This window comes from Streptomyces sp. NPDC001493, from assembly GCF_053597235.1.
In genome coordinates, this window is record NZ_JBSFHV010000046.1 from 1 (window position 1) to 20939 (window position 20939).

A 20939-nucleotide genomic window follows, 5' to 3' on the forward strand; every position below is an offset into this window, starting at 1 on the left:
ATCCAGCAGGACTCCGGCCAGGCGGGCCCGACCGGGCTGACCGCGCTGCCGTGGGTGAACCACCGGGTCCGCCGCTGGGAGAAGGGCTGTTGCCCGTCCCCGGCCGAAGTGCTGCCGAGGGCCGCTCCGCGAGCGGTGGTTACGCGTCGAGGCCGATGGCGAAGGCGGCTTCCAGGTCGTGCTGGGAGTACGTACGGAAGGCCACGTGCGTGTCGGTGGCCTCGACACCGGGGATCTTGCTGATCCGGCCGGGGATGACCTCGGCGAGGTCGTCGTGGCGCGCCACCCTGACCATGGCGATCAGGTCGTACGTACCGGTGACCGAGAAGACCTCGCTGACGCTGTCCAGCGCCGCGATGGACTCGGCGATCTCCGGAATCCGGTCGACGCTGGTTTTGATGAGGACGATCGCGGTGATCACGGCTGGCTTTCTCCCTCGGTGGCCGTGGCTGGTGTCTTCACTCTAGCCCCACGCCGGTGAACCCCCCGGGCCAGGACGAATCCGGCGGCGAACCCGGCCACATGCGCCAGATAGGCCACGCCCGGACCGCTCCCCGCGGTGCGGGCCGCCAGCCACTGGAGGGCGAACCAGAAGAGGAGCACGATCCAGGCGGGGAAGCGGAGCGGCAGGAAGAGGAGGAACGGGAAGATGCTGGTGACCCGTGCCCGGGGGAAGAGGCGGAGGAACGCCCCCAGCACCGCCGAGATCGCCCCCGAGGCGCCGACCAGCGTCTGTTCGGAGTCCGCGTACGCCGCCGCGTAGACCACCAGGGTCAGATAGCCGCAGCCCGTGTAGAAGAGGGCGAAGCCGAGGTGGCCCATCCGCTCCTCGGCCATGGCGCCGAACACGTGCAGGAAGAGCATGTTGCCCAGCAGGTGGAGCCAGCCACCGTGCACGAAGAGCGCCGTGAACGGGGTGAGCCACGCGTGCGCGGAGCCGTCCCACAGTTCGGCGGGGATCACCCCCCACCGCTCGAAGTAGCCGGCCTGGGCGGCGAGAGCCGCGTCGGCGGTGCCGTAGGAGGGGCCGAACCCGGAGACCGGGCCGGCGAGGAAGACCAGGCAGCACACGGCCATCAGGCCGTACGTGACGGGGGCACCGCCCGCCGCCGCCGGGAGGCGGAGTCTCCGTACCGCGCCCAGCGGGCCCGCGTCACGCCGTTCGATCATGTACGGAGCATGACGTACCGGGACGGAACGGTACGGGCCGCCTCGCCGTGCCGTCGGCGGGGCGCGAGGCCGTAGGGTTGCCCCAGGACACCCGCAGTTCGACGGCGCACCGCGAGATCCTTGAGGCAGGACAGGACGGGCCCCGTCCGGGACGGCACGAGGCCCGACGACGAAAGAGGACGGCACGATGACGACGGTTCCCCAGCCGACCGACGCGACCCGCTGGCGCTGCACGCTCTGCGGGAACCTCACGCGTTTCGACGTGACGCGGTCGTCGAAGGTGGTGGAGTACGTCCACCTCGACCTGGCCGGTGACGCCAGTGTCGAGGAGCGGGAGGTCGTCAGTGAGACGATCGAATCGGTCCGCTGCCGCTGGTGCAGCGCGGTGGACCAGATCGAACTGGTGGACAGGCCAGGTGCCGACTCCTGACGGAGTCGCACCACGGACATGATGGGGTGACGGATGGTGGAGCAGCCGACCAACGGCGCTGATCCGGCCGATGGGGCCGACGGCGCCGTCGAGGCGCTCGACCGCCCGCTGCCCGAGGGAGTGCGGCGGCGGGTCGTCTCGCTGGTCTCGGACGCCTTCGGGGGTCTGACGGTCGGCGAACTGCCCGCGCAGCTGCGGCAGTACGCCCGCTTCACCCCGACCCGGCGCGCCAAGTTCGCCGGGAACGCCATGGCCGCCGCGCTGGAGGGCGACGCGCGCTTCCGCGGGCGCATCGGCGAACGGATCGCGGCGGCCCAGCCGGAGCTGGCCCGTGCCCTGGAGGCCGGAGCGCCGCCGGCCGCCGCCGATCCGGTGGACGTCGCCGCAGCCGCGTACGTGCTGCGCCCGGTCGGCTGGGTCAAGCTGGTGCAGGCCGCCGGCGAGGAGGTCCAGCGGGCCACCGCGGAGCGCGCCGACGACGAGAGCCGGCGCGAGACGGAACGTTTGCGCGAAGAGCTGGCGCAGGCGCGCGGCCAGACGAAGACCGACACCGAGCGGCTCCGCGCCGAACTGGACGCCGCCCGCAAGGAGTCCGAGTCGCTCCACCGCAAGCTGCGCAGCGCCCTCAGTGAGGTCAAGCGCAGCGAGGCCGCGCTGCGCCGGGCCGCCGCCGAGGCGGACGCGGTACGCGCCGAGGCGGCGGCGCAGGTCTCCCAGGCGGAGAGCGAGACCCGCCGGCTCAAGACCCGCCTGGCGGAGGCCGAGACGGCCGTGGAGGCGAGCCGCAGGGCCGCCCGCGAGGGCCGTTCGGTCGAGGACATGCGGCTGCGGCTGCTGCTGGACACCGTGCTCGACGCCGCAGCGGGGCTCCGCCGCGAGCTCGCGCTGCCGCCGTCGACCTCCCGTCCGGCGGACGGGGTCGACGCGGTCGAGCCGGGCCGGATGTCGCCCAAGGACATCGCCGCGCGGGCGCTTTCGGAGACCGATCCAGCACTCCTCGACCAGCTGCTGGCACTTCCGCAGGCGCATCTGATCATCGACGGCTACAACGTCACCAAGACCGGCTATCCCCAGATGCCGCTGGAGAAGCAGCGGTTGAGACTGCTGGGCGGGCTGTCGATGCTCGCCGCGCAGACCGGCGCCGAGATGACCTGTGTGTTCGACGGGGCGGAGCTGGCCGTGCCGGTGCTGCTCGCGCCGCCGCGCGGGGTGCGGGTGCTCTTCAGCAAGGCGGGGGTGACCGCCGACGAGCTGATCCGCCAACTGGCCCGTGCCGAACCGCCGGGGCGGCCCGTCGTGGTGGTCTCCACCGACCGGGAGGTGGCGGACGGGGTGGCCAAGGCCGGTGCCCGGCCCGTGGCGTCCGCCTTGCTCCTGAAGCGGCTTTCGCGCGTTTAGTTCCGCGTGAGCCGGTACGAGCGGGTGTGATCCCTTTTCGGGAAACGTATCGTCAATTCCCGGCTACGCGCCGTGCGTCGGGGGCTCGGAAACGCCGGGTGTGACGAATATTTTCCAGGGAGGATTTGAACTGATCACAGCCAGGTCACTAGGGTCGGGGCTCGAACCTTCGCACGGTAGATCACTCATTCGGGGTGGCGGCGAAGGAACCGCCGAGTCCGTGATGTGCGCGGAGCCGGGTCGTACCGGGTGTTCTGCCCTCCGTCCTGGTAGGCGGCTCTGAGGAAGAAGGAGCTCGCCTTCGTGGCGTCCCACCGTCGACCCAAGCAGCCGAGCCGCACCCGTGTGACCGTGCTCACCGCGACCGCCGCAGCCGCCGTGGCCCTCTCCGCCCAGGCCGCGCACGCCGATCCCAAGCCGACCAAGAGCGAGGTCAAGGCGAAGGTCGACAAGCTCTACGGCGAGGCCGAGGCCGCCACCGAGAAGTACAACGGGGCCAAGGAGCAGCAGCAGAAGCTGGAGAAGGAGGTCGACGCCCTCCAGGACAAGGTCGCCCGTGAGCAGGCCGACCTCAACAGCCTCCGCGGCGAACTCGGTTCGCTCGCCACCGCGCAGTACCGCTCCGGTGGCATCGACCCCTCCGTGCAGCTCTTCTTCTCCTCGGACCCCGACAGCTTCCTCGACCAGGCGTCGGCGCTGGACAGCCTCACGGCCAAGCAGGCCGCGTCGCTGGAGAAGATCCAGGCCAAGCAGCGCTCCCTCGCCCAGGAGCGCAAGGAGGCCCAGGCGAAGCTCTCCGAGCTCTCCGAGGTCCGCGACGCCCTCGGTGCGAACAAGAAGAAGTTCCAGAAGAAGCTCTCCGACGCGCAGGCCCTGCTGAACACCCTCACCGCCGCCGAGCGCCAGAAGATGGCCGACGATGACGCGCGTGCCAGCCGGTCCGCGGGCAGCCGCGTCGACCTGGGCAACGAGGTCCCCGCCTCCGCCCTCGGCGCCGCCGCCCTCGCCAACGCCGCGACGCAGATCGGCAAGCCGTACGTCTCCGGCGGTACGGGCCCCAGTTCGTTCGACTGTTCGGGCCTCACGCAGTGGGCCTACGCGCAGGCCGGTGTCGCGATCACCCGCACCACGTACACCCAGATCAACCAGGGCACCCAGATCGGCCGCAGCCAGCTGAAGCCGGGCGACCTGGTGTTCTTCAACAACACCGAGCACGTGGCCCTCTACGCGGGCAACAACACGGTGCTGCACGCCCCGCACCCCGGCGCGTACGTCCGCTACGAGTCGATGAACACCATCGGCAGCTTCCAGGTCGGCGTCCGCATTTGACGCCCGGCGCCCGACGCCCGGGTGCCTGAACTCCGGCGCCCGGCGCCCGGTGTCTGACGCTCCCCGTACCTGACACTCGGTGTCCGGCGCCCGGTTCCCGACGCCCGAACGGGCGAATCGGTTCGCCCCCGCACGACGCCCCGCCCCGACGGAGACCCAGGTCACCGCCGGGGCGGAGCCGTTTCGCCCCTCGCGCCCCCCGGCCGGTCCTTGGTCGCGGTGTAACCGGACGATTACTGTCTGTCTGCTGTGCGGCTCCCGTCCGTCGTCCCACCCGTCCCGGGTGGCAGGGGGCCGCGTGCGTACGTGCGCAGCGGAAGGAGTACGGCTCCCGTGGTCTCCCATCGCCGTCCCACCCAGTCCGGCCTCAACCGGGGCGTCCGCGCCACGGTCCTCACGGCGGCCGCGGCGAGCGCCGCCGCCGGCCTCACCGGGGCCCCGGCGAACGCGGCGGCCCCGCACGACCGGGATGCCACCAGGGCCCGCGTCGACCAGCTGTACCGCGAGGCGGAGCAGGCCACCGAAGGGTTCAACCGGGCCGGCGAGGAGGCCGGCCGGCTCCGCGACGAGGTCGCCAGGGCCCAGGAGGCCGCCGCACGCACCCAGGACGCCCTCAACGGGATGCGCGGGGGCCTCGGAGCTATCGCCGGGGCGCAGTACCGCGAGGGCGCCCTCGACCCCGCCCTGGCCCTGCTCTTCTCCTCGGACCCGGACACCTTCCTCGACCGGGCCGCCACCCTCGACCGGCTCGGCGCCCGCCAGGCGCTCGCGCTCGACAAGCTCCGCCGCACCCGCCAGAAGCTCGACCAGATCCGCGCCGAGGCCGCGGACGACCTGCGGGACCTGGAGCGCAGCCGCGCCGCCGTGGCACGCCACAAACGAACCGTCGAGTCCAAGCTCGCCGAGGCCCGCCGGCTGCTGGCCACCCTTCCCCCCGAGCAGCGCGCCGCCCACGACGGCCGCGCGTCCCGCTCCGGCCGCCCCTCCGACCCGGGCGGCACCGGGGACCTGGACGCCCTCCGCGCGGCCGCCGCCGGCCTCCCCGGCTCGGCGCGGGCCCTCGCCGCCCTGGCCGCCGCCCAGCAGGCGCTCGGCCGCCCGTACGTCTGGGGAGCCAACGGCCCCAGCGGCTTCGACTGCTCCGGGCTCATGCAGTGGGCCTACGCCCGCGCGGGCGTCAGCCTGCCGCGCACCTCCCAGGCCCAGCGGTACGCGGGCCGCATGGTGCCGCTCTCCCAGGCACTCCCCGGCGACCTCGTCGCCTACCGGGCCGACGCCAGCCACATCGCCATGTACGCCGGGAACGGCCAGGTCATCCACGCCCCCTACCCCGGCGCCGCGGTCCGCTACGACCCCGTCGGCATGATGCCCGTCTCCTCGGTCACCCGGGTCTGACCGTACGATCGGCTGAATGGCAGAACTGGCGGCACCCCGGCCCGACGCGCGGCGGGACCGCCCCCGCGGCCGGGGCCCGACCCGGCGTGCGGCGGGCGGCCCGCTCGTCGCGCTGCTGCTGGCCGGGCTCCTGGCCGCCGGGGGGTGTGCCGCCCCCGACCGCTCGGCGGACTCCGCCACCGCCGGGGAGATCACCGCGGTCCTCGACCGGCGGGCCGCCGCCGTGCTGCACCACGACACCGCCGCCTACCTGGCCGTGGTCGACCCGGACGCCACCGCGCTGCGCACCGCCCAGCGCACCTCGCTGGCCGACCTGGCGCAGGTACCGCTGCGGTCCTGGACGTACACGGTGAAGTCGGTGACCCCGCGGGGCACCGACCGGGTCACCGCCGACGTCGAGCTGGACTATCGCGTCGCGGGCTTCGACACCGCCCCCGCGACTGCCCGCCGCACCCTGGAGCTCGCCCGGGACGGCTCCGGAGGGTCCTGGTACCTCACGGCCGACCGGCCCGCGAAGGACGCCGCCGTACCGCTCTGGGACCAGGGCCCGGTGACCGCGGTGCACGGCACCCACAGCCTCGTCCTCGGCGTCGGCCGCCCGGCGGAGGAGCTCCGCGAGATCGCGGAGACCGCCGACCACGCGGTCCCGGCGGTCTCCGCCGCCTGGCCGGACTCCTGGGCGGCGCGGGTGGTCTACCTCGTGCCCGCCTCCACCGGGGCCATGGCGGAGCTCCTCGGCTCGCCGGACGGGAGCTACCGGGGGATAGCGGCGGTGACCACCGGCGCGGTCTCCAGCGGGAACGGGCGGCCGGGCCTCGCCGACCGGGTCGTCGTCAACCCGGAGGCGTACGCCGGCCTCGGCACCTTCGGCCGCCGGGTCGTCCTCACCCACGAGACCACGCACGTGGCGACCCGGACGTCCACCACCGCCGCCACCCCGCTCTGGCTCTCCGAGGGGTTCGCCGACTGGGCCGCGTACCGGCAGGAGGACCGTACGGCCGACGAGATCGCGCCCGAACTCGCCACCGCCGTCCGCGCCCGGAACCTGCACGCCGCGCTCCCCGCGGACGACGACTTCGCCTTCGACCGGGACGCGGACGCGCTGGCGCGGGCGTACGAGGGCGGCTGGCTCGCCTGCGTGCTCGTCGCCGAGGAGTGGGGCGAGGACGCGCTCACCGACCTGTACCGGGCGGTGGGGGCGCACGACGGGCGCGAGGGGGCGGTGGACACCGCGATGGAGAAGGTCCTCGGCATCGGCGAGCGGGAGTTCACCACCCGCTGGCGCGACTACCTCACCGAGCGGCTCGGCTGAGGCACCGGCTCCCCGGCCTCCGTGCCGGCCCGGTCGGGGGTCCTGCCGGGGGCCCTGTCCGGGGCCTCGTCCGGGGCCTTGTCCGGGGCCTTGTCCGGGGCGGCCACCGGTCCGGTCCCGCGCCACAGCCGCACCGACGCGACCACCGTCGCCGCGACCAGCAGGCCGTTCCGTACGAGGAGCAGGGCCACGCCCGTACCGTCGCTCGCCACCACGTGCCCGAAGCCCAGCGGGAACTCCAGGAAGGTCACCGGGCAGGCCGACAGGACCAGGCAGGCGGGCAGGCCCGACCGGCTGCCCCGGAGGACCAGGCAGACCGCCGCGAGACCCACCAGCCAGACCAGGTACTGCGGGCTGATCACCCGGCTCGTCGTCGTGAACAGCAGCACCGCCGTGAACGCCGCGTCCGCCGCGGTGTGCGCCGCGAAGGTACGCGCCCGCAGCCGCCACACCAGCAGCCAGCCGAACGCCGCCGCGCTCAGCCCCAGCGCCAGCGCCGACACCAGCTCCACCCGCGGGCCGAGGAACTCCATCGAGCCGTAGTGCAGTTCGATCCACCCCGGCCAGCCCGACCACCGCGCCAGATGGAGCACCACCCCGCCCAGCGACTCGATCTCGGTGCCCCGGTCCCGCTGGTACGCGAGGAACGCGAACGCCCCCGGCACCGCCGCCCAGAACCCCGCCGCCAGCACCCCGGCCACCACCACCGCCGCCGACCACGCGCGCCGGGTCGCCCGCCCGGGGGCCGTCCCCACCAGCACCAGCGCCGGCCACACCTTCAGCAGCGCCCCGAACGCCGCCAGCGCCCCCAGCACCCTCGGCCTGCGCACCCCGGCCAGCAGCCCCGCCACCGCGACCGCCGTCACCATCAGGTCGTACCGGGCGTAGACCGTCGGGCCCAGCAGCGGTACGCCCGCCACCCAGACCCAGGCGCCCGCGCGCCGCGCACCGGGCCGGGAACCCGCCCGCAGCAGCAGCCCGAGCACCAGCGCGTCGCAGACCAGCACGAGCACGGAGAACGCGGTCGCGTACTCCAGGAACGGCAGCAGCGCGGGAGCCAGCACCGGCAGCGCCGCCGCCGGCGGGTACTGCCAGGTGACGTCGCCCGCGGGGAAGACGCCGGTGCGCAGCACCTCGTACCAGCCGTGGTAGATCACCGAGACGTCCACGGTGACGTCCGGGCCCGGGACCGTCACCACCTTCAGCACGCAGAGCAGCAGCGCCGCCCTGGTCAGCGTCCAGACCGCGAGGACCCCGCAGGTGCCGGCCCGTCCCGTCATGGCTGATCCGCCCCTCGTGCCGTACGTCCGGTCAGCCATGATGCCGGGCCCCGCTGTGCGCGGGACCGAGGCGCGGCCGGAAGCCGGGGGGCCGGACCGCGACGGGACGCCGGCCCGTCACCCGGGACCGACCCGACACGGGTCGCCCGGGACCGACCCGACACGGGGAGGTCCGTCGCGCGCGGCGGGTCCGTTACTGTCGGCGGCGATGGACAAGACCTTGATCGTGACCAACGACTTCCCGCCCCGCCCCGGTGGCATCCAGGCCTTCCTGCACAACATGGCCCTGCGGCTGGACCCCGGGCAGCTCGTCGTCTACGCCTCCACCTGGAAACGGAGCGAGGAGGGCGTACGGGCAACCGCCGACTTCGACGCCGACCAGCCCTTCACCGTGGTCCGCGACCGCACGACGATGCTGCTGCCCACCCCCCGGGTCACCCGGCGCGCGGCCGGGCTGCTGCGGGAGCACGGCTGCACCTCCGTCTGGTTCGGCGCCGCCGCCCCGCTCGGCCTGATGGCCCCCGCGCTGCGCCGGGCCGGGGCCCGCCGGCTCGTCGCCACCACCCACGGCCACGAGGCCGGCTGGGCCCAGCTCCCCGCCTCCCGGCAACTGCTGCGCCGCATCGGGGAGGGCACCGACACGATCACGTACCTCGGTGAGTACACCCGGTCCCGGATCGCCGCCGCGCTCACCCCCGAGGCAGCCGGACGGATGGTGCAACTCCCGCCCGGCGTCGACGAGAAGACCTTCCACCCGGCGTCCGGCGGCGACCGGGTCAGGGCCCGGCTGGGGCTCACCGACCGGCCCGTCGTCGTCTGCGTCTCCCGGCTGGTGCCGCGCAAGGGCCAGGACACGCTGATCCTCGCCATGCCCGCGATCCTGGCCCGCCACCCCGACACCGTGCTCCTGATCGTCGGCGGCGGCCCGTACGCCAAGGACCTGGAGAAGCTCGCCGCCGAGACCGGGGTGAGCCGCTCCGTACGCTTCACCGGCTCCGTGCCCTGGGAGGAGCTCCCCGCGCACTACGGCGCCGGCGACGTCTTCGCCATGCCGTGCCGGACCCGGCGCGGCGGCCTCGACGTGGAGGGCCTCGGCATCGTCTACCTGGAAGCCTCCGCGACCGGGCTGCCGGTGGTGGCGGGCGACTCCGGCGGGGCGCCCGACGCGGTCCTGGACGGCGAGACCGGCTGGGTGGTGCGCGGCGGCGACGCCGAGGACACCGCCGACCGGATCGTCACCCTGCTCGGCGACGCGGAGCTGCGCCGCCGGATGGGGGAGCGGGGACGGGAGTGGGTCGAGGAGAAGTGGCGCTGGGACCTGCTCGCCGAGAAGCTCCGCACGCTGCTCTGAGCCTCGCGGTACGACGGAGGGAGGCCCGCACGCGTGTGCGGGCCTCCCTCCGTCGTACCGTCCGGATCAGCCGCCGTAGATCGACTCGATCTCGTGGGCGAAGTCCTTCGCGACGACGTTCCGCTTCAGCTTCAGCGAGGGCGTGATGTGCCCCGCCTCCTCGGTGAACTGGGCGTCCAGAACACGGAACTTGCGCACCGACTCGGCCTTGGAGACCGCCGCGTTCCCGTCGTCCACCGCCCGCTGGATCTCCGCCAGCAGCTCGGCGTCCTCGCGCAGCGAGCGGGCCGTCGAACCGGCGGGCTTGCCGTGCTCCTCGGCCCAGCGGCCGAGGAACTCCTCGTCCAGCGTGACCAGCGCGCCGACGAACGGCCGCCCGTCGCCCACCACCATGCACTCGGCCACCAGGGCGTGGGCGCGGATGCGGTCCTCGATCACCGCGGGGGCGACGTTCTTGCCGCCCGCCGTCACGATGATCTCCTTCTTGCGGCCGGTGATCGCGAGGTAGCCGTCCTCGTCCAGGGTGCCGATGTCACCGGTGTGGAACCAGCCGTCCGCCAGCGCCTCGGCGGTCGCCGCCTCGTTCCCCCAGTACCCCGCGAACAGGTGCTCGCCGTGGAGCAGGACCTCGCCGTCGTCGGCGATCCGCACCACGGAGCCGGGCAGCGGCTGGCCGACCGTACCGATCTTCGGCCGGTCCCACGGGTTGAAGGCGGTGGCCGCGCAGCTCTCGGTGAGGCCGTAGCCCTCCAGGACGGTGAAGCCGATGCCCCGGTAGAAGTGGCCCAGCCGCTCGCCGAGCGGGGCGCCGCCGGAGATCGCGTACTCGCCGCGCCCGCCGAGGACCGCGCGGAGCTTGCCGTAGACGAGCTTGTCGAAGAGCTTGTGCTTCAGCCGCAGGCCGAGGGAGGCGCCCTTCGGGGTGCTCAGCGCCTGGCTGTAGGCGATGGCCGTCGACGCGGCACGGTCGAAGATCCGGCCCTTGCCGTCGCCCTGCGCCTTGGCGCGGGCCGCGTTGTAGACCTTCTCGAAGACGCGCGGCACGCCGAGGATCAGCGTCGGCCGGAACGCGGCCAGCTCGTCGGTGAGGTTCTTGATGTCCGGTACGCAGCCGAGCTTGATCGGCGCCATCACGGCCGCCACCTCCACCAGCCGGCCGAAGACGTGCGCGGCGGGGAGGAAGAGCAGTACCGAGCACTCCCCGGTACGGAAGAGGGGCTTCAGCCGCTCCACGACGTTGCCGCACTCGGCGAAGAAGCTCCGGTGGGTGAGCACACAGCCCTTGGGACGGCCGGTGGTCCCGGAGGTGTAGACGATGGTGGCCGGATCGTCGGCCTTCGCGGTGGTCGTCCTGATGTCCACGGTCTCCTCGGAGACCTCCGCGCCGGCGGCGTTCAGCTCCTCCACCGCGCCCCGGTCGATCTGCCAGACCTGCTTGAGCTCCGGCAGGCGCCCCCGGACCGAGGCGACCGACGCGGCGTGCGCGTCGCTCTCCACGATCACCGCGACCGCGCCGGAGTCACCGAGGATCCACTGGATCTGCTCGGGCGAGCTGGTCTCGTACACCGGTACGGTCACCGCGCCCGCGGTCCAGATGGCGAAGTCGAGGAGGACCCACTCGAAGCGGGTGCGCGACATCAGGGCGACCCGGTCGCCCGGCTGCACCCCGGCCGCGACGAGGCCCTTGGCGGCGGATCTGACCTCGGCCAGGAACTGCGTCGCGGTGACGTCCGTCCACACACCGGCCACCTTGCGGCTCATCACCGCGGTGGCGGGATGCTGAGCGGCGTTGCGGCGGATGAGATCGGTCAGGTTGCCGTCCGTGGGGACCTCGTACAGGGCCGGAAGGCTGAACTCGCGCAAGACTGCTGCTCCTCATCGGGCTCCGGTGCCACGGCTCTGTGTGACGCACCGGAAGCGGTCCACGATTGGCAGGTGCTCAGTGGGGTGAGCACGACTGGACTGCCCGGACGTTACCCACCGGTAGTGCTTCCGGATAGAGGAGCAGGACAGATGTCTTATGCATCACATACAGAGGCCGTCGTTCCGGGAACCCTAGACCACCCGTCTCCGGACTCGGAAGTAACCGCAGGTCCGACGCCCTGTTCAGGCCATGAGGGGCTGACTAGGGTGAGCTCATGCGTGCAGGAGAAGAGGGAGCGACGGGCACCCCGGTGGCCGCTCGCGGCACCACCCGCGTCCATGTGGTGAGCGACGTCCACGGCAACACCGAGGCGCTGGCCCGCGCGGGCGACGGCGCCGACGCCCTCATCTGCCTCGGCGACCTGGTGCTCTTCCTCGACTACGCCGACCACTCGCGCGGCATCTTCCCCGACCTCTTCGGCGTGGAGAACGCCGACCGCATCGTGGCCCTGCGCACCGCCCGCCGCTACGAGGAGGCCCGCGACTTCGGCCGCGAGCTCTGGGCGGGCATGGACCGCAACGCCGCCATCCTCGGCGCGGTCCGCAAGCAGTACGCCGAGATGTTCGCGGCCATGCCGACCCCGACGTACGCCACCTACGGCAACGTCGACGTCCCCACCCTCTGGCCCGAGTACGCCGGACCCGGCACCACCGTCCTGGACGGCCAGCGCGTCGAGATCGGCGGCCGCGTCTTCGGATTCGTCGGCGGCGGTCTCAGGACCCCGATGAACACCCCGTTCGAAATCAGCGACGAGGAGTACGCCGCCAAGGTGGAGGCGGTCGGCGAGGTCGACGTCCTCTGCACCCACATCCCGCCCGAGGTGCCGGAACTCGTCTACGACACCGTCGCCCGCCGCTTCGAACGCGGCAGCCGCGCCCTGCTGGACGCCATCCGCCGCACCCGCCCCCGGTACGCCCTCTTCGGCCACGTCCACCAGCCGCTGGCCCGCCGGATGCGGATCGGCGCGACCGAGTGCGTCAACGTCGGCCACTTCGCCTCCACCGGCCGGCCGTGGGCGCTCCAGTGGTGAGAGCGGCGGGAACCGGCCGGTGGTGAGGGCCGCCGGACCGGTCGGCAGCGCGAGCCGCCCGCCCGGTGAGAGCCGCCGGACACCCCCGCGCGCACACGCGATAGCCTGCACCCGGCAGGCTCCTGCCGAGAACGGACCGGCACAGCGCATGGAGGGCCACGGCGATGGCTGAACACACCAGCTCGAGCATCACGATCGAGGCGGCACCGGCCGACGTGATGAGCGTGATCGCCGACTTCGCCCGCTACCCGGAGTGGACCGGCGAGGTGAAGGAGGCCGAGGTGCTGGCCACCGACGACCAGGGCCGCGCCGAGCAGGTCCGCCTGGTCCTCGACGCCGGAGCCATCAAGGACGACCACGTCCTCGCCTACACCTGGAAGGGCGACGACGAGGTCAGCTGGAGCCTCGTCAAGTCCCAGATGCTGCGGTCCCTCGACGGCACCTACGCGCTGGCGCCCCTCGCCGGCGGCGAGCGCACCGAGGTCACCTACCGCCTCGCCGTCGACGTCAAGATCCCGCTCCTCGGCATGATCAAGCGCAAGGCGGAGAAGGTCATCATCGACCGCGCGCTCGCCGGTCTGAAGAAGCGCGTCGAGTCCGCCCCGCAGGGCTGACCCGGTGCGCACGGTCCTGGTCACCGGGCCCGGCGGCGCCGGCACCACCACCGTCGCGGCGGCCACCGCACGGGCCTCGGCCCGGGCCGGCCGCCGCACCCTGCTGGTCACCCGCGACCGTGTGCCCGGTGGCCCCGGCTTCCCGGACGACCCCGGGCCCGTCGCCGCGGGCGACCTCCTGGACCACGCGCTCACCGACTCCGGCGCGCACTTCCGCACCGAACTCCTCGCTCTCCAGGAACGCGCCTCCGCCGTCTTCGACCTCCTCGGCGCCGGCCGCATGGACGCCGAGGAACTCACCGAACTCCCCGGCAGCGGCGAACTCGCCCTCCTGCACACCCTGCACCGGGCCGCCTCCGGCGACTGGTCGGAGGCCGGATACGACACCCTCGTCGTCGCCCTGCCGCCCCTGACCGAGGCCATCGCCCTGCTCGCCCTCCCCGGCCAGCTCCGCCGCTACCTGCGCCGCCTGCTGCCCCAGGAACGGCAGGCCGCCCGCGCGCTGCGCCCGGTGCTCGCCCAGCTCGCCGGGGTCCCGATGCCCGCGCAGTGGCTGTACGCGGCCGCCGCCCGCAAGGACGCCGAACTCGCCGAGGTCGAGGCGCTGATCGAGGACCGCTCCACCACCCTCCGGCTGGTCGCCGAGCCCGGACCCGCCGCCGAGGACGCCCTGCGCGCCGCCCGCACCGGGTTCGCGCTGCACGGCCTGCGCACCGACCTGCTGGTCGCCAACCGCCTGCTGCCGCGCCACTCCGCCGACCCCTGGTTCGCCGGCCTCGCCGCCCAGCAGGAGAAGACCCTCGCCCGCTGGTACGAGGACCGGGCGCCCCGGCCCGGGACCCCCGCCGCCGAGGAGCTGTACGAGGCCCCCCACCTCGGCCACGACCCCCGCACCGCCGAGGACCTGGACCTGCTCGGGATTCCCGCCCCCGACGACCGCCCGGCCGGTCGCGCCGACGACCCCTGGTGGACCGAACGGGCACCGCACGACGGCCCCGACGGCCCCGAGGGCTTCGTCTGGTGCCTGCCGCTGCCCGGAGCGGTCAAGTCCGGTCTGCGGCTCGTCCGCCGCGGGGACGAGATCCTCCTCGCCGTCGGCCCCTTCCGCCGCAGCGTCCGCCTGGAGTCCGCGCTCCGCCGCTGCACCGTCGCCGGAGCCGCCCTCCGCGACGGGGTACTGCGCGTCCGCTTCACCCCGGACCCGTCGCTCTGGCCGCGTACGCCCTGACGGCCGGCACCGCGCTCCGGCCGCGGCCGGTCCGCTCCCCGCGCCCGCGCTGCCTCTGACGGTCGGCCCCTGCCCTCCCGCGGACCGGCCGCCCGGCGGCCCGCCCGCGCTGCCCCTGAACGGACGACCTCCGTTCGGGTACCGTCGGTAGTACGTCATCCGCGTCGCAGGAGCCCGCCATGAGTGAAGCCACCGATCGTCCCGCCGACGACGACGCGTGGGCCGATGCCTGCGCCGAGGACCTGGAGGCCGAGAAGGCCCGCCGCCGTGCCACCTACGGGCCGCCGCCCGCTTCCGCCGCCGAGGAGCTGCGCAAGCTGGTCGACGCGGTGGCCGGGAAGCTCGGCGCGTTCTCCTCGCCGCTGCTAGGCACCGCCGCCCAGGGCGCGGTGCAGCAGGTCATCCAGCAGGCCAAGTCGGCGGTCGAACCGGTCATCGAGCGCAATCCGGAGATCTTCGACCACCTCGCCGCCGCGGGCAACGAGCTGCTGGCCGCGTACCGTTCCGCCGTCGAGGGTCAGGAGGGCCGCTGGACGCGGACCACCGAGGGCGCCTCCGGCGGAGCCGGCCGCCCCGCCGACACGCCCGGCCGGGCCGCCGGCGACCCCTCCGACCCCCGCGACCGGCCCTCGGACGGGCCGTCGGCGAGCGAACACATCGACCTGGACTGAGCCCTGGCCGGAAATTCCGGCCGCCTTCTCGGGTACGGTTGACCCAGCGGGGCTCGACCGGAACTGAGGGATTCATGGGACTCACCATCGGCGTCGATATCGGCGGCACGAAGATCGCGGCTGGAGTGGTCGACGAAGAGGGCCAGATCCTCTCGATGTTCAAAGTACCGACCCCGCCGACGGCCTCGGGCATCGTCGACGCCATCTGCTCGGCCGTGGACGGTGCGCGCGAGGGCCACACCATCGAAGCGGTCGGCATCGGCGCGGCCGGATACGTCGACGACAAGCGTGCGACCGTGCTCTTCGCACCGAACATCGACTGGCGCCACGAGCCGCTCAAGGACGAGGTCGAACAGCGTGTCGGCCTCCCCGTCGTCGTCGAGAACGACGCGAACGCGGCGGCCTGGGGCGAGTACCGCTTCGGCGCGGGCAAGGGCCACGACGACGTCATCTGCATCACGCTCGGCACCGGTCTCGGTGGCGGCATCATCATCGGCAACAAGCTGCGGCGCGGACGCTTCGGCGTAGCGGCCGAATTCGGCCACATCCGGGTCGTCCCGGACGGTCTGCTCTGCGGCTGCGGCAGCCAGGGCTGCTGGGAGCAGTACGCCTCCGGCCGCGCCCTGGTCCGGTACGCCCGGCAGCGCGCCAACGCGACCCCGGAGAACGCCGCCGTCCTGCTGTCGCTCGGCGACGGCACGGTCGAGGGCATCGAGGGCAAGCACATCAGCGAGGCGGCCCGTCAGGGCGACGCGGTGGCCATCGACTCGTTCCGCGAGCTGGCCCGCTGGGCCGGCGCGGGCCTGGCCGACCTGGCCTCCCTCTTCGACCCGTCCGCCTTCATCGTCGGCGGCGGTGTCTCCGACGAGGGCGAACTGGTCCTGGACCCGATCCGCAAGTCGTTCCGCCGCTGGCTGATCGGTGGCGAGTGGCGTCCGCACGCCCAGGTCCTCGCCGCCCAGCTCGGCGGCAAGGCCGGACTGGTCGGCGCCGCCGACCTGGCCCGCCAGGGCTGACCCCGGCACCCGACCGCACCACGCGCGATCCGAACGGACGCCCGCCGCGCCCCCAGGGGCACGGCGGGCGTCCGTCGTATCGTGGCCCGCATGGTTCTGACGCCGCTGCCCGACTCCCGTACCGAGGACGACGGTTCGGCCGTCGTCCGGGTCCTCAGCTACAACATCCGCTCGCTGCGCGACGACCCCGCCGCGCTGGCCCGCGTCATCCGCGCCTGCGCCCCCGACCTGGTGTTCGTCCAGGAGGCGCCGCGCTTCTTCCGCTGGCGCAAGGCCGCCGCCCGGCTCGCCGCCGCCACCGACCTGGTCATCCTCTCCGGCGGCGCCACCGCCGCCGGCCCCCTGCTGCTCTGCTCCCTGCGCGCCACCGTCGAACGCACCGAGGACGTCCTGCTGCCGCGCACCCCCGGGCTCCACCGCAGGGGCTTCGCGACGGCGGTGGTACGGATCGCCGGAACCCGGCTCGGTGTGGTCAGCTGCCATCTGAGCCTGCGGCCGGACGAACGCCTCGCCCAGGCCCGGGCGCTGCTGGAGCGGGTGGAGGCGATGGGCGTCGGGCACGCGGTGGTGGGCGGCGACCTCAACGACGTACCGGCCGGGGACGCGTTCCGGCTGATCACCGGGCGGCTCCACGACGGCTGGGCGGTACGGCCCTGGGGAGGGGAGCACACCTTCCCGGCCGACGGGCCGGTGCGCCGCATCGATGCCGTCCTCACCACGGACGGCATCGAGGTCCTCGGCTGCGGGGTCCCGGCCGGGCTCCCCGGCGTCGGCGACGCCGATCTGCGGGCGGCCACGGACCATCTGCCGGTCCTGGCCGCCCTCCGGGTGCCGGCCGCCGCTCACGAGGGCGACGGGGCCTGACGGTTCAGACGACGGCGCCGTGCCCCGGGTCGCCCAGGTCCTCGTCGTCGTCGTGCGGCATCCGTGCCACCAGGGTGGCGCAGCCGCCGAGGAATCCGCCGATGCAGACGGTCGTCAGCCACCAGGTCATCTCCCAGCCCAGCAGCACCGCGAGGAGCATCAGCACCGGGCCGCCGACCACCCCGAGCCAGGCGAACTTCGACGTGGCGTCCGCCTCCGGGAGCGGCGGCGGCTCCGGCGGCACGAAGTGCCCCTCGGGGTCGTCGTCGTCCTCGTCGTCGGCGCCGCCGGAATCCGCGTCCGGCAGCACGTGGTCGCGGGGACCGCCGACGCCGGGGGCGAAGACCACCGAACTGCCCAGCCCGCTCTTGTCGTTGCCCTTGTCCGCCGGGGCCCCGGGCCGGTCCTCGTCGTCCGTGACGTTGATCAGATCCTCGTCCGGCAGGGCGAGGTCCTCCACCGGCTTGAAGGGCTTGGCGCCCGGCGGGTCCGGCGGCTCCTCGCCGTACCCCGCGACGATCGCGGCCCAGGCGGCCTCCTCGTCCAGCGGGCCCACCTCGTCCCGGGGCGCGTCGGCGGGACGCCCCTCGTCCGTACTCCCGGGCGCGGCCGTCTGCCCCTCCGCCTGCGGCGGTTCGCGCTCCTCGTCACTGCCCGTGCGGTCCGCGTCCTGCTCAGCCACCGGACGTACCCCCCTTCTCCGCGACTGCGGACGCGAGACGGGCGAGGAACCGGTGGCTCTCGTCGAAGATCCGCTCCGCGTCATGGTCCAACGTCGCGACGTGGTAACTCTGTTCCAGCAGCACCTCCTCGACGTCCCGCGAGGACACCCTGCTGAGGATGCGGGCCGTGTCGGCGGGCGGCACCACGTGGTCCTGCGAGCTGTGCAGCAGCAGCACCGGCTGTGTCACCTGCGGGAGTTCGGCGTCGACGATCCGCAGGAACCGGCGCAGCGAGTGGGCGGAGTGCAGCGGCACCCGGTCGTAACCCACCTCGTGCGCGCCCTCCAGCGCGATGTCCCCGGCCAGGCCCTTCGTCGTACGGACGAGGTGGCGGGCGACCGGCAGGGCGTACGCGGACAGGCCGTGCACCTTGTTCGCCGGGTTGACCAGCACCAGCCCGCCGACCGCGTCGCCGTGCCGCGCGGCCAGCCGCAGCGCCAGCGCCCCGCCCATGGAGAGGCCGAAGACGAAGACCCGCGCGCACCTCTCCCGCAGCACCCGCAACTCCCGGTCCAGCTCGGCGTACCAGTCCTGCCAGCCGGTGACCGCCATGTCCTCCCACCGGGTGCCGTGCCCCGGCAGCAGCGGCAGCGACACGGTGTACCCGCGCGCGGCGAGGTAGTCGGCCCACGGGCGCAGCGACTGGGGCGATCCGGTGAAGCCATGACAGAGGAGGACGCCGACCTCTCCGCCCTCGTGGCGGAACGGCTCGGCTCCAGGGAGGACCGGCACCGGTGACTCCTGTTCGTGAGGCTGGGCTCGGGCGGGGGAGTGCGTGGGGGGCTTGCGAGGGGGCGTACGGGGCACCCGCGAGACGAATGACTTCACCGTACGCGACCGGGCCGACACCGACCAGGGCCGTCGCGCCACCGGCACGGGGCAGCCCGCGCACCGTGCGGCAACGGCGGCCCGCGCGCGGGTAAGGTCGTGGCACAGGACACAGGAGGCACCCGAGTTGATCTACGGCGCGATGCACTTCTCCCTCGGGGGATCCCTGAAGCTCGCCTTCAGGCCGTGGGTCGAGGGCCTGGAGAACATCCCCCTCACCGGACCGGCGATCCTCGCGAGCAACCATCTGTCCTTCTCCGACTCCTTCTTCCTGCCGGCCGTCCTGGACCGCAAGGTCACCTTCATCGCCAAGGCCGAGTACTTCACCGCGCCCGGAGTGAAGGGCAAGCTCACCGCGGCCTTCTTCAAGGGCGTCGGCCAGCTGCCCGTCGACCGCTCCGGGGCCAGGGGCGCCGGTGAGGCCGCGATCCGCGCCGGCATCAAGGTGGTCGAGGGCGGCGGGCTCTTCGGCATCTACCCCGAGGGCACCCGCTCGCCGGACGGCCGCCTCTACCGGGGCAAGCCCGGCGGCCTCGCCCGGGTGGCGCTGGCCACCGGCGCGCCCGTCATCCCGGTCGCGATGATCGACACGGAGAAGATCCAGCCGCCCGGCCAGGTGATCCCCAAACTCCTGCGGCCCGGCATCCGGATCGGCAAGCCGCTGGACTTCTCCCGCTACCAGGGCATGCAGGGCGACCGGTTCATCCTCCGTTCACTGACGGACGAGGTCATGTACGAAATCATGAAGCTCTCCGGGCAGGAGTACGTGGACGTCTACGCGACGGCCGCCAAGCGCCGGATCGCGGACGAGGCCAAAGCGGCCGCACAGGAACAGAAACAGGCCGCGATGGAGCAGAAGCAGGCGGCGCGGGACGAGAAGCGCTCGACGCCGGAACCGCCCACGCGGTAGCGGGCGTCGCCGGGACGACCGGCGAAGGCGGCGGGCGGCGGCGGGTGTTCGCGGCGTCGCGTGCCGGTCGCGGCGGATGCCCGCGGCGACGGGTGCCGTCGGGCAGCGGGTGTCCGCGGCGGCGGTGGAGAGAGAAGGTCCGGCCGACGGGGGCGCGGACCGCGGGGGGTGGGGGAGATGGCCGGGCGCGAGCGGGTCGTACGGATGTCGGTCGAGCAGCCGCTGTGGCGAGCGCTGACCGGATACCGGGTGCTGACGACGGTCTACGCCGTGGCGCTGGCCGTCATAGGGCGTGCGGATTTCGAACGGCCCGCGGTGGCCTTCGGGTTCCTCGCCGTGATGGCGGTGTGGACGCTGCTCACCCTGCCCCGGGTCGCCAACGCGGCCAGTTGCACACGGCCGTTCCTCGGCGCGGACCTGGTGGTGGCGCTCACCGGCATCCTGCTCACCCCGGTCGCCGATCTCGACGCCCACCACGTCGACGGGTCGACGCTGCCGTCGATCTGGACCGCCGGGGCGGTGCTGGCCTTCGCGCTGAAGGGCGGCTGGCGGTGGGCCGCCTTCGCGTCCACGCTCGTGGCGGCCGCCAACCTCGTCGAGCGCGCCGAGCCCAGCCGGGACACCCTCCACAACGTCCTGCTGGTCTGGGTCGCCTCGATAGCGATCGGGTACGTCGTCGAGGTCGCCCGCGCCAGTGAGCGCACCCTCGCCCGCGCCCTGGAGATCGAGGCCGCGACCCGCGAGCGGGAGCGGCTGGCCCGTGACATCCACGACAGCGTGCTCCAGGTCCTCGCCATGGTCCAGCGCCGGGGCACCGCCCTCGGCGGTGAGGCCGCCGAGCTGGGCCGGATGGCAGGGGAGCAGGAGATCGCCCTGCGCACCCTCGTCTCCAGCGGTCTGGTGCCCACCACCCGGGTCTCCGAGGACACCGCGCAGGGCGCCGTCGTCCGTACCGTCACGGCGGAGGAGTCGCCCGCCGACGCCCCCGACATCGATCTGCGGACCCTGCTCGCCCCGCACGCGGGCTCCCGGGTCAGCTTCGCGGAGCCCGGCGCCCCGGTCCTGATGCCGTCCGACGCGGCGCGGGAGCTCGCCGCCGCCACCGGAGCCGCCCTGGACAACGTGCGGGCCCACGCGGGACAGGACGCGCAGGCGTGGATCCTGGTCGAGGACGAGCCCGGCGAGGTGGTCGTCACGGTCCGGGACGACGGACCGGGCATCCCGGAAGGGCGGCTGGCCGAGGCCGAGGGCGAGGGCCGGCTCGGCGTGGCCCTCTCCATACGCGGGCGGCTGCGCGACCTGGGCGGCACGGCAGAGGTGATCTCGGTGCCGGGCCAGGGCACCGAAGTCGAGTTGAAGGTTCCGAAGGCCCCACGGGGGAAGGCAGGATCGATCCGATGAGTACACCGACAGCACCGGGCACACCGGACGGAACGGACGCACCGGCGGCGCCGGGCGAGGCGGGCG

Annotated in this window: 20 protein-coding genes and 1 pseudogene; 15 read left to right on the forward strand and 6 right to left on the reverse strand. The window is 73.8% G+C overall.

From position 1 onward, the window contains the following. Nucleotides 1-243: pseudogene (locus ACWCWD_RS35940) on the forward strand (hypothetical protein); the annotation flags it as partial. Here ACWCWD_RS35940 and ACWCWD_RS35945 read toward each other — a convergent pair. Continuing rightward, nucleotides 140-421: an Lrp/AsnC family transcriptional regulator gene (locus tag ACWCWD_RS35945; protein ID WP_173262987.1), complete on the reverse strand. Its 282-nt coding sequence runs from the start codon at nt 419-421 to the stop codon at nt 140-142. The pseudogene ACWCWD_RS35940 and the gene ACWCWD_RS35945 overlap by 104 nt on opposite strands. Further along, the gene (locus tag ACWCWD_RS35950; RefSeq protein WP_450779684.1) at nt 418-1170 is read right to left on the reverse strand and encodes a rhomboid family intramembrane serine protease; all 753 of its coding nucleotides are present in this window, start codon (nt 1168-1170) and stop codon (nt 418-420) included. The genes ACWCWD_RS35945 and ACWCWD_RS35950 overlap by 4 nt, the downstream gene beginning before the upstream one ends. Before the next feature lie 187 nt (nt 1171-1357). Between ACWCWD_RS35950 and ACWCWD_RS35955 the strand changes: the two genes are divergently transcribed. From ACWCWD_RS35955 to ACWCWD_RS35975, 5 genes are all read left to right on the forward strand, one after another. After that, nucleotides 1358-1600 (forward strand): hypothetical protein, encoded by a 243-nt coding sequence (locus ACWCWD_RS35955; RefSeq protein WP_327175299.1) that lies wholly within the window; start codon nt 1358-1360, stop codon nt 1598-1600. Nucleotides 1601-1636: 36 nt separating this feature from the next. Beyond that, nucleotides 1637-2998, forward strand: a complete 1362-nt coding sequence (locus tag ACWCWD_RS35960) for an NYN domain-containing protein (protein ID WP_450779736.1) — start codon at nt 1637-1639, stop codon at nt 2996-2998. 303 nt (nt 2999-3301) lie between these two features. Beyond that, nucleotides 3302-4327: an NlpC/P60 family protein gene (locus ACWCWD_RS35965; RefSeq protein ID WP_450779686.1), complete on the forward strand. Its 1026-nt coding sequence runs from the start codon at nt 3302-3304 to the stop codon at nt 4325-4327. A 333-nt stretch (nt 4328-4660) separates the two neighbouring features. Continuing rightward, nucleotides 4661-5722, forward strand: coding sequence for an NlpC/P60 family protein (locus ACWCWD_RS35970; RefSeq protein WP_450779688.1), 1062 nt, complete (start codon nt 4661-4663; stop codon nt 5720-5722). 16 nt (nt 5723-5738) lie between these two features. Next, the gene (locus tag ACWCWD_RS35975; protein WP_450779689.1) at nt 5739-7034 is read left to right on the forward strand and encodes a hypothetical protein; all 1296 of its coding nucleotides are present in this window, start codon (nt 5739-5741) and stop codon (nt 7032-7034) included. On the opposite strand, the gene ACWCWD_RS35980 is transcribed toward ACWCWD_RS35975, so the two are convergent. Continuing rightward, a complete protein-coding gene (locus ACWCWD_RS35980) occupies nt 7010-8314 on the reverse strand; it encodes a glycosyltransferase 87 family protein (protein WP_450779691.1) in 1305 nt (434 codons plus the stop codon). The genes ACWCWD_RS35975 and ACWCWD_RS35980 overlap by 25 nt on opposite strands. 208 nt (nt 8315-8522) lie before the next feature. Here ACWCWD_RS35980 and ACWCWD_RS35985 point away from each other — a divergent pair, with 208 nt between their 5' ends. Next, the gene (locus tag ACWCWD_RS35985; RefSeq protein ID WP_450779692.1) at nt 8523-9665 is read left to right on the forward strand and encodes a glycosyltransferase family 4 protein; all 1143 of its coding nucleotides are present in this window, start codon (nt 8523-8525) and stop codon (nt 9663-9665) included. 66 nt (nt 9666-9731) lie between these two features. Here ACWCWD_RS35985 and ACWCWD_RS35990 read toward each other — a convergent pair whose 3' ends face one another. Next, nucleotides 9732-11528: an AMP-dependent synthetase/ligase gene (locus ACWCWD_RS35990; protein WP_450779694.1), complete on the reverse strand. Its 1797-nt coding sequence runs from the start codon at nt 11526-11528 to the stop codon at nt 9732-9734. Between the two features lie 275 nt (nt 11529-11803). Between ACWCWD_RS35990 and ACWCWD_RS35995 the strand changes: the two genes are divergently transcribed. The 6 genes from ACWCWD_RS35995 to ACWCWD_RS36020 all read left to right on the forward strand — a co-directional run bounded on the left by ACWCWD_RS35995 (nt 11804) and on the right by ACWCWD_RS36020 (nt 17012). Beyond that, complete coding sequence (locus tag ACWCWD_RS35995) at nt 11804-12619, forward strand: metallophosphoesterase family protein (protein ID WP_450779696.1); 816 nt, start codon at nt 11804-11806, stop codon at nt 12617-12619. A gap of 164 nt (nt 12620-12783) precedes the next feature. Next, nucleotides 12784-13233: an SRPBCC family protein gene (locus ACWCWD_RS36000; RefSeq protein WP_386894228.1), complete on the forward strand. Its 450-nt coding sequence runs from the start codon at nt 12784-12786 to the stop codon at nt 13231-13233. Between the two features lie 4 nt (nt 13234-13237). Beyond that, nucleotides 13238-14461 (forward strand): ArsA family ATPase, encoded by a 1224-nt coding sequence (locus ACWCWD_RS36005; RefSeq protein ID WP_450779699.1) that lies wholly within the window; start codon nt 13238-13240, stop codon nt 14459-14461. Nucleotides 14462-14640: 179 nt separating this feature from the next. Beyond that, nucleotides 14641-15132, forward strand: coding sequence for a DUF5304 domain-containing protein (locus tag ACWCWD_RS36010; protein ID WP_450779701.1), 492 nt, complete (start codon nt 14641-14643; stop codon nt 15130-15132). 74 nt (nt 15133-15206) lie between these two features. Continuing rightward, nucleotides 15207-16148, forward strand: a complete 942-nt coding sequence (locus tag ACWCWD_RS36015; RefSeq protein WP_390962778.1) for an ROK family glucokinase — start codon at nt 15207-15209, stop codon at nt 16146-16148. 90 nt (nt 16149-16238) lie between these two features. After that, the gene (locus ACWCWD_RS36020) at nt 16239-17012 is read left to right on the forward strand and encodes an endonuclease/exonuclease/phosphatase family protein (RefSeq protein ID WP_450779703.1); all 774 of its coding nucleotides are present in this window, start codon (nt 16239-16241) and stop codon (nt 17010-17012) included. Between the two features lie 4 nt (nt 17013-17016). Here the strand turns inward: ACWCWD_RS36020 and ACWCWD_RS36025 are convergent, their stop codons facing one another. After that, on the reverse strand, nt 17017-17694 hold the full coding sequence (locus ACWCWD_RS36025) for a hypothetical protein (RefSeq protein ID WP_450779705.1): 678 nt from the start codon (nt 17692-17694) through the stop codon (nt 17017-17019). Beyond that, nucleotides 17687-18466: an alpha/beta hydrolase gene (locus ACWCWD_RS36030; RefSeq protein ID WP_450779707.1), complete on the reverse strand. Its 780-nt coding sequence runs from the start codon at nt 18464-18466 to the stop codon at nt 17687-17689. The genes ACWCWD_RS36025 and ACWCWD_RS36030 overlap by 8 nt, the downstream gene beginning before the upstream one ends. Before the next feature lie 223 nt (nt 18467-18689). Here ACWCWD_RS36030 and ACWCWD_RS36035 point away from each other — a divergent pair, with 223 nt between their 5' ends. Continuing rightward, nucleotides 18690-19472 (forward strand): lysophospholipid acyltransferase family protein, encoded by a 783-nt coding sequence (locus tag ACWCWD_RS36035; protein WP_450779709.1) that lies wholly within the window; start codon nt 18690-18692, stop codon nt 19470-19472. A 177-nt stretch (nt 19473-19649) separates the two neighbouring features. Next, nucleotides 19650-20873, forward strand: coding sequence for a MacS family sensor histidine kinase (gene macS, locus ACWCWD_RS36040; RefSeq protein ID WP_450779711.1), 1224 nt, complete (start codon nt 19650-19652; stop codon nt 20871-20873). Nucleotides 20874-20939: the final 66 nt, after the last annotated feature.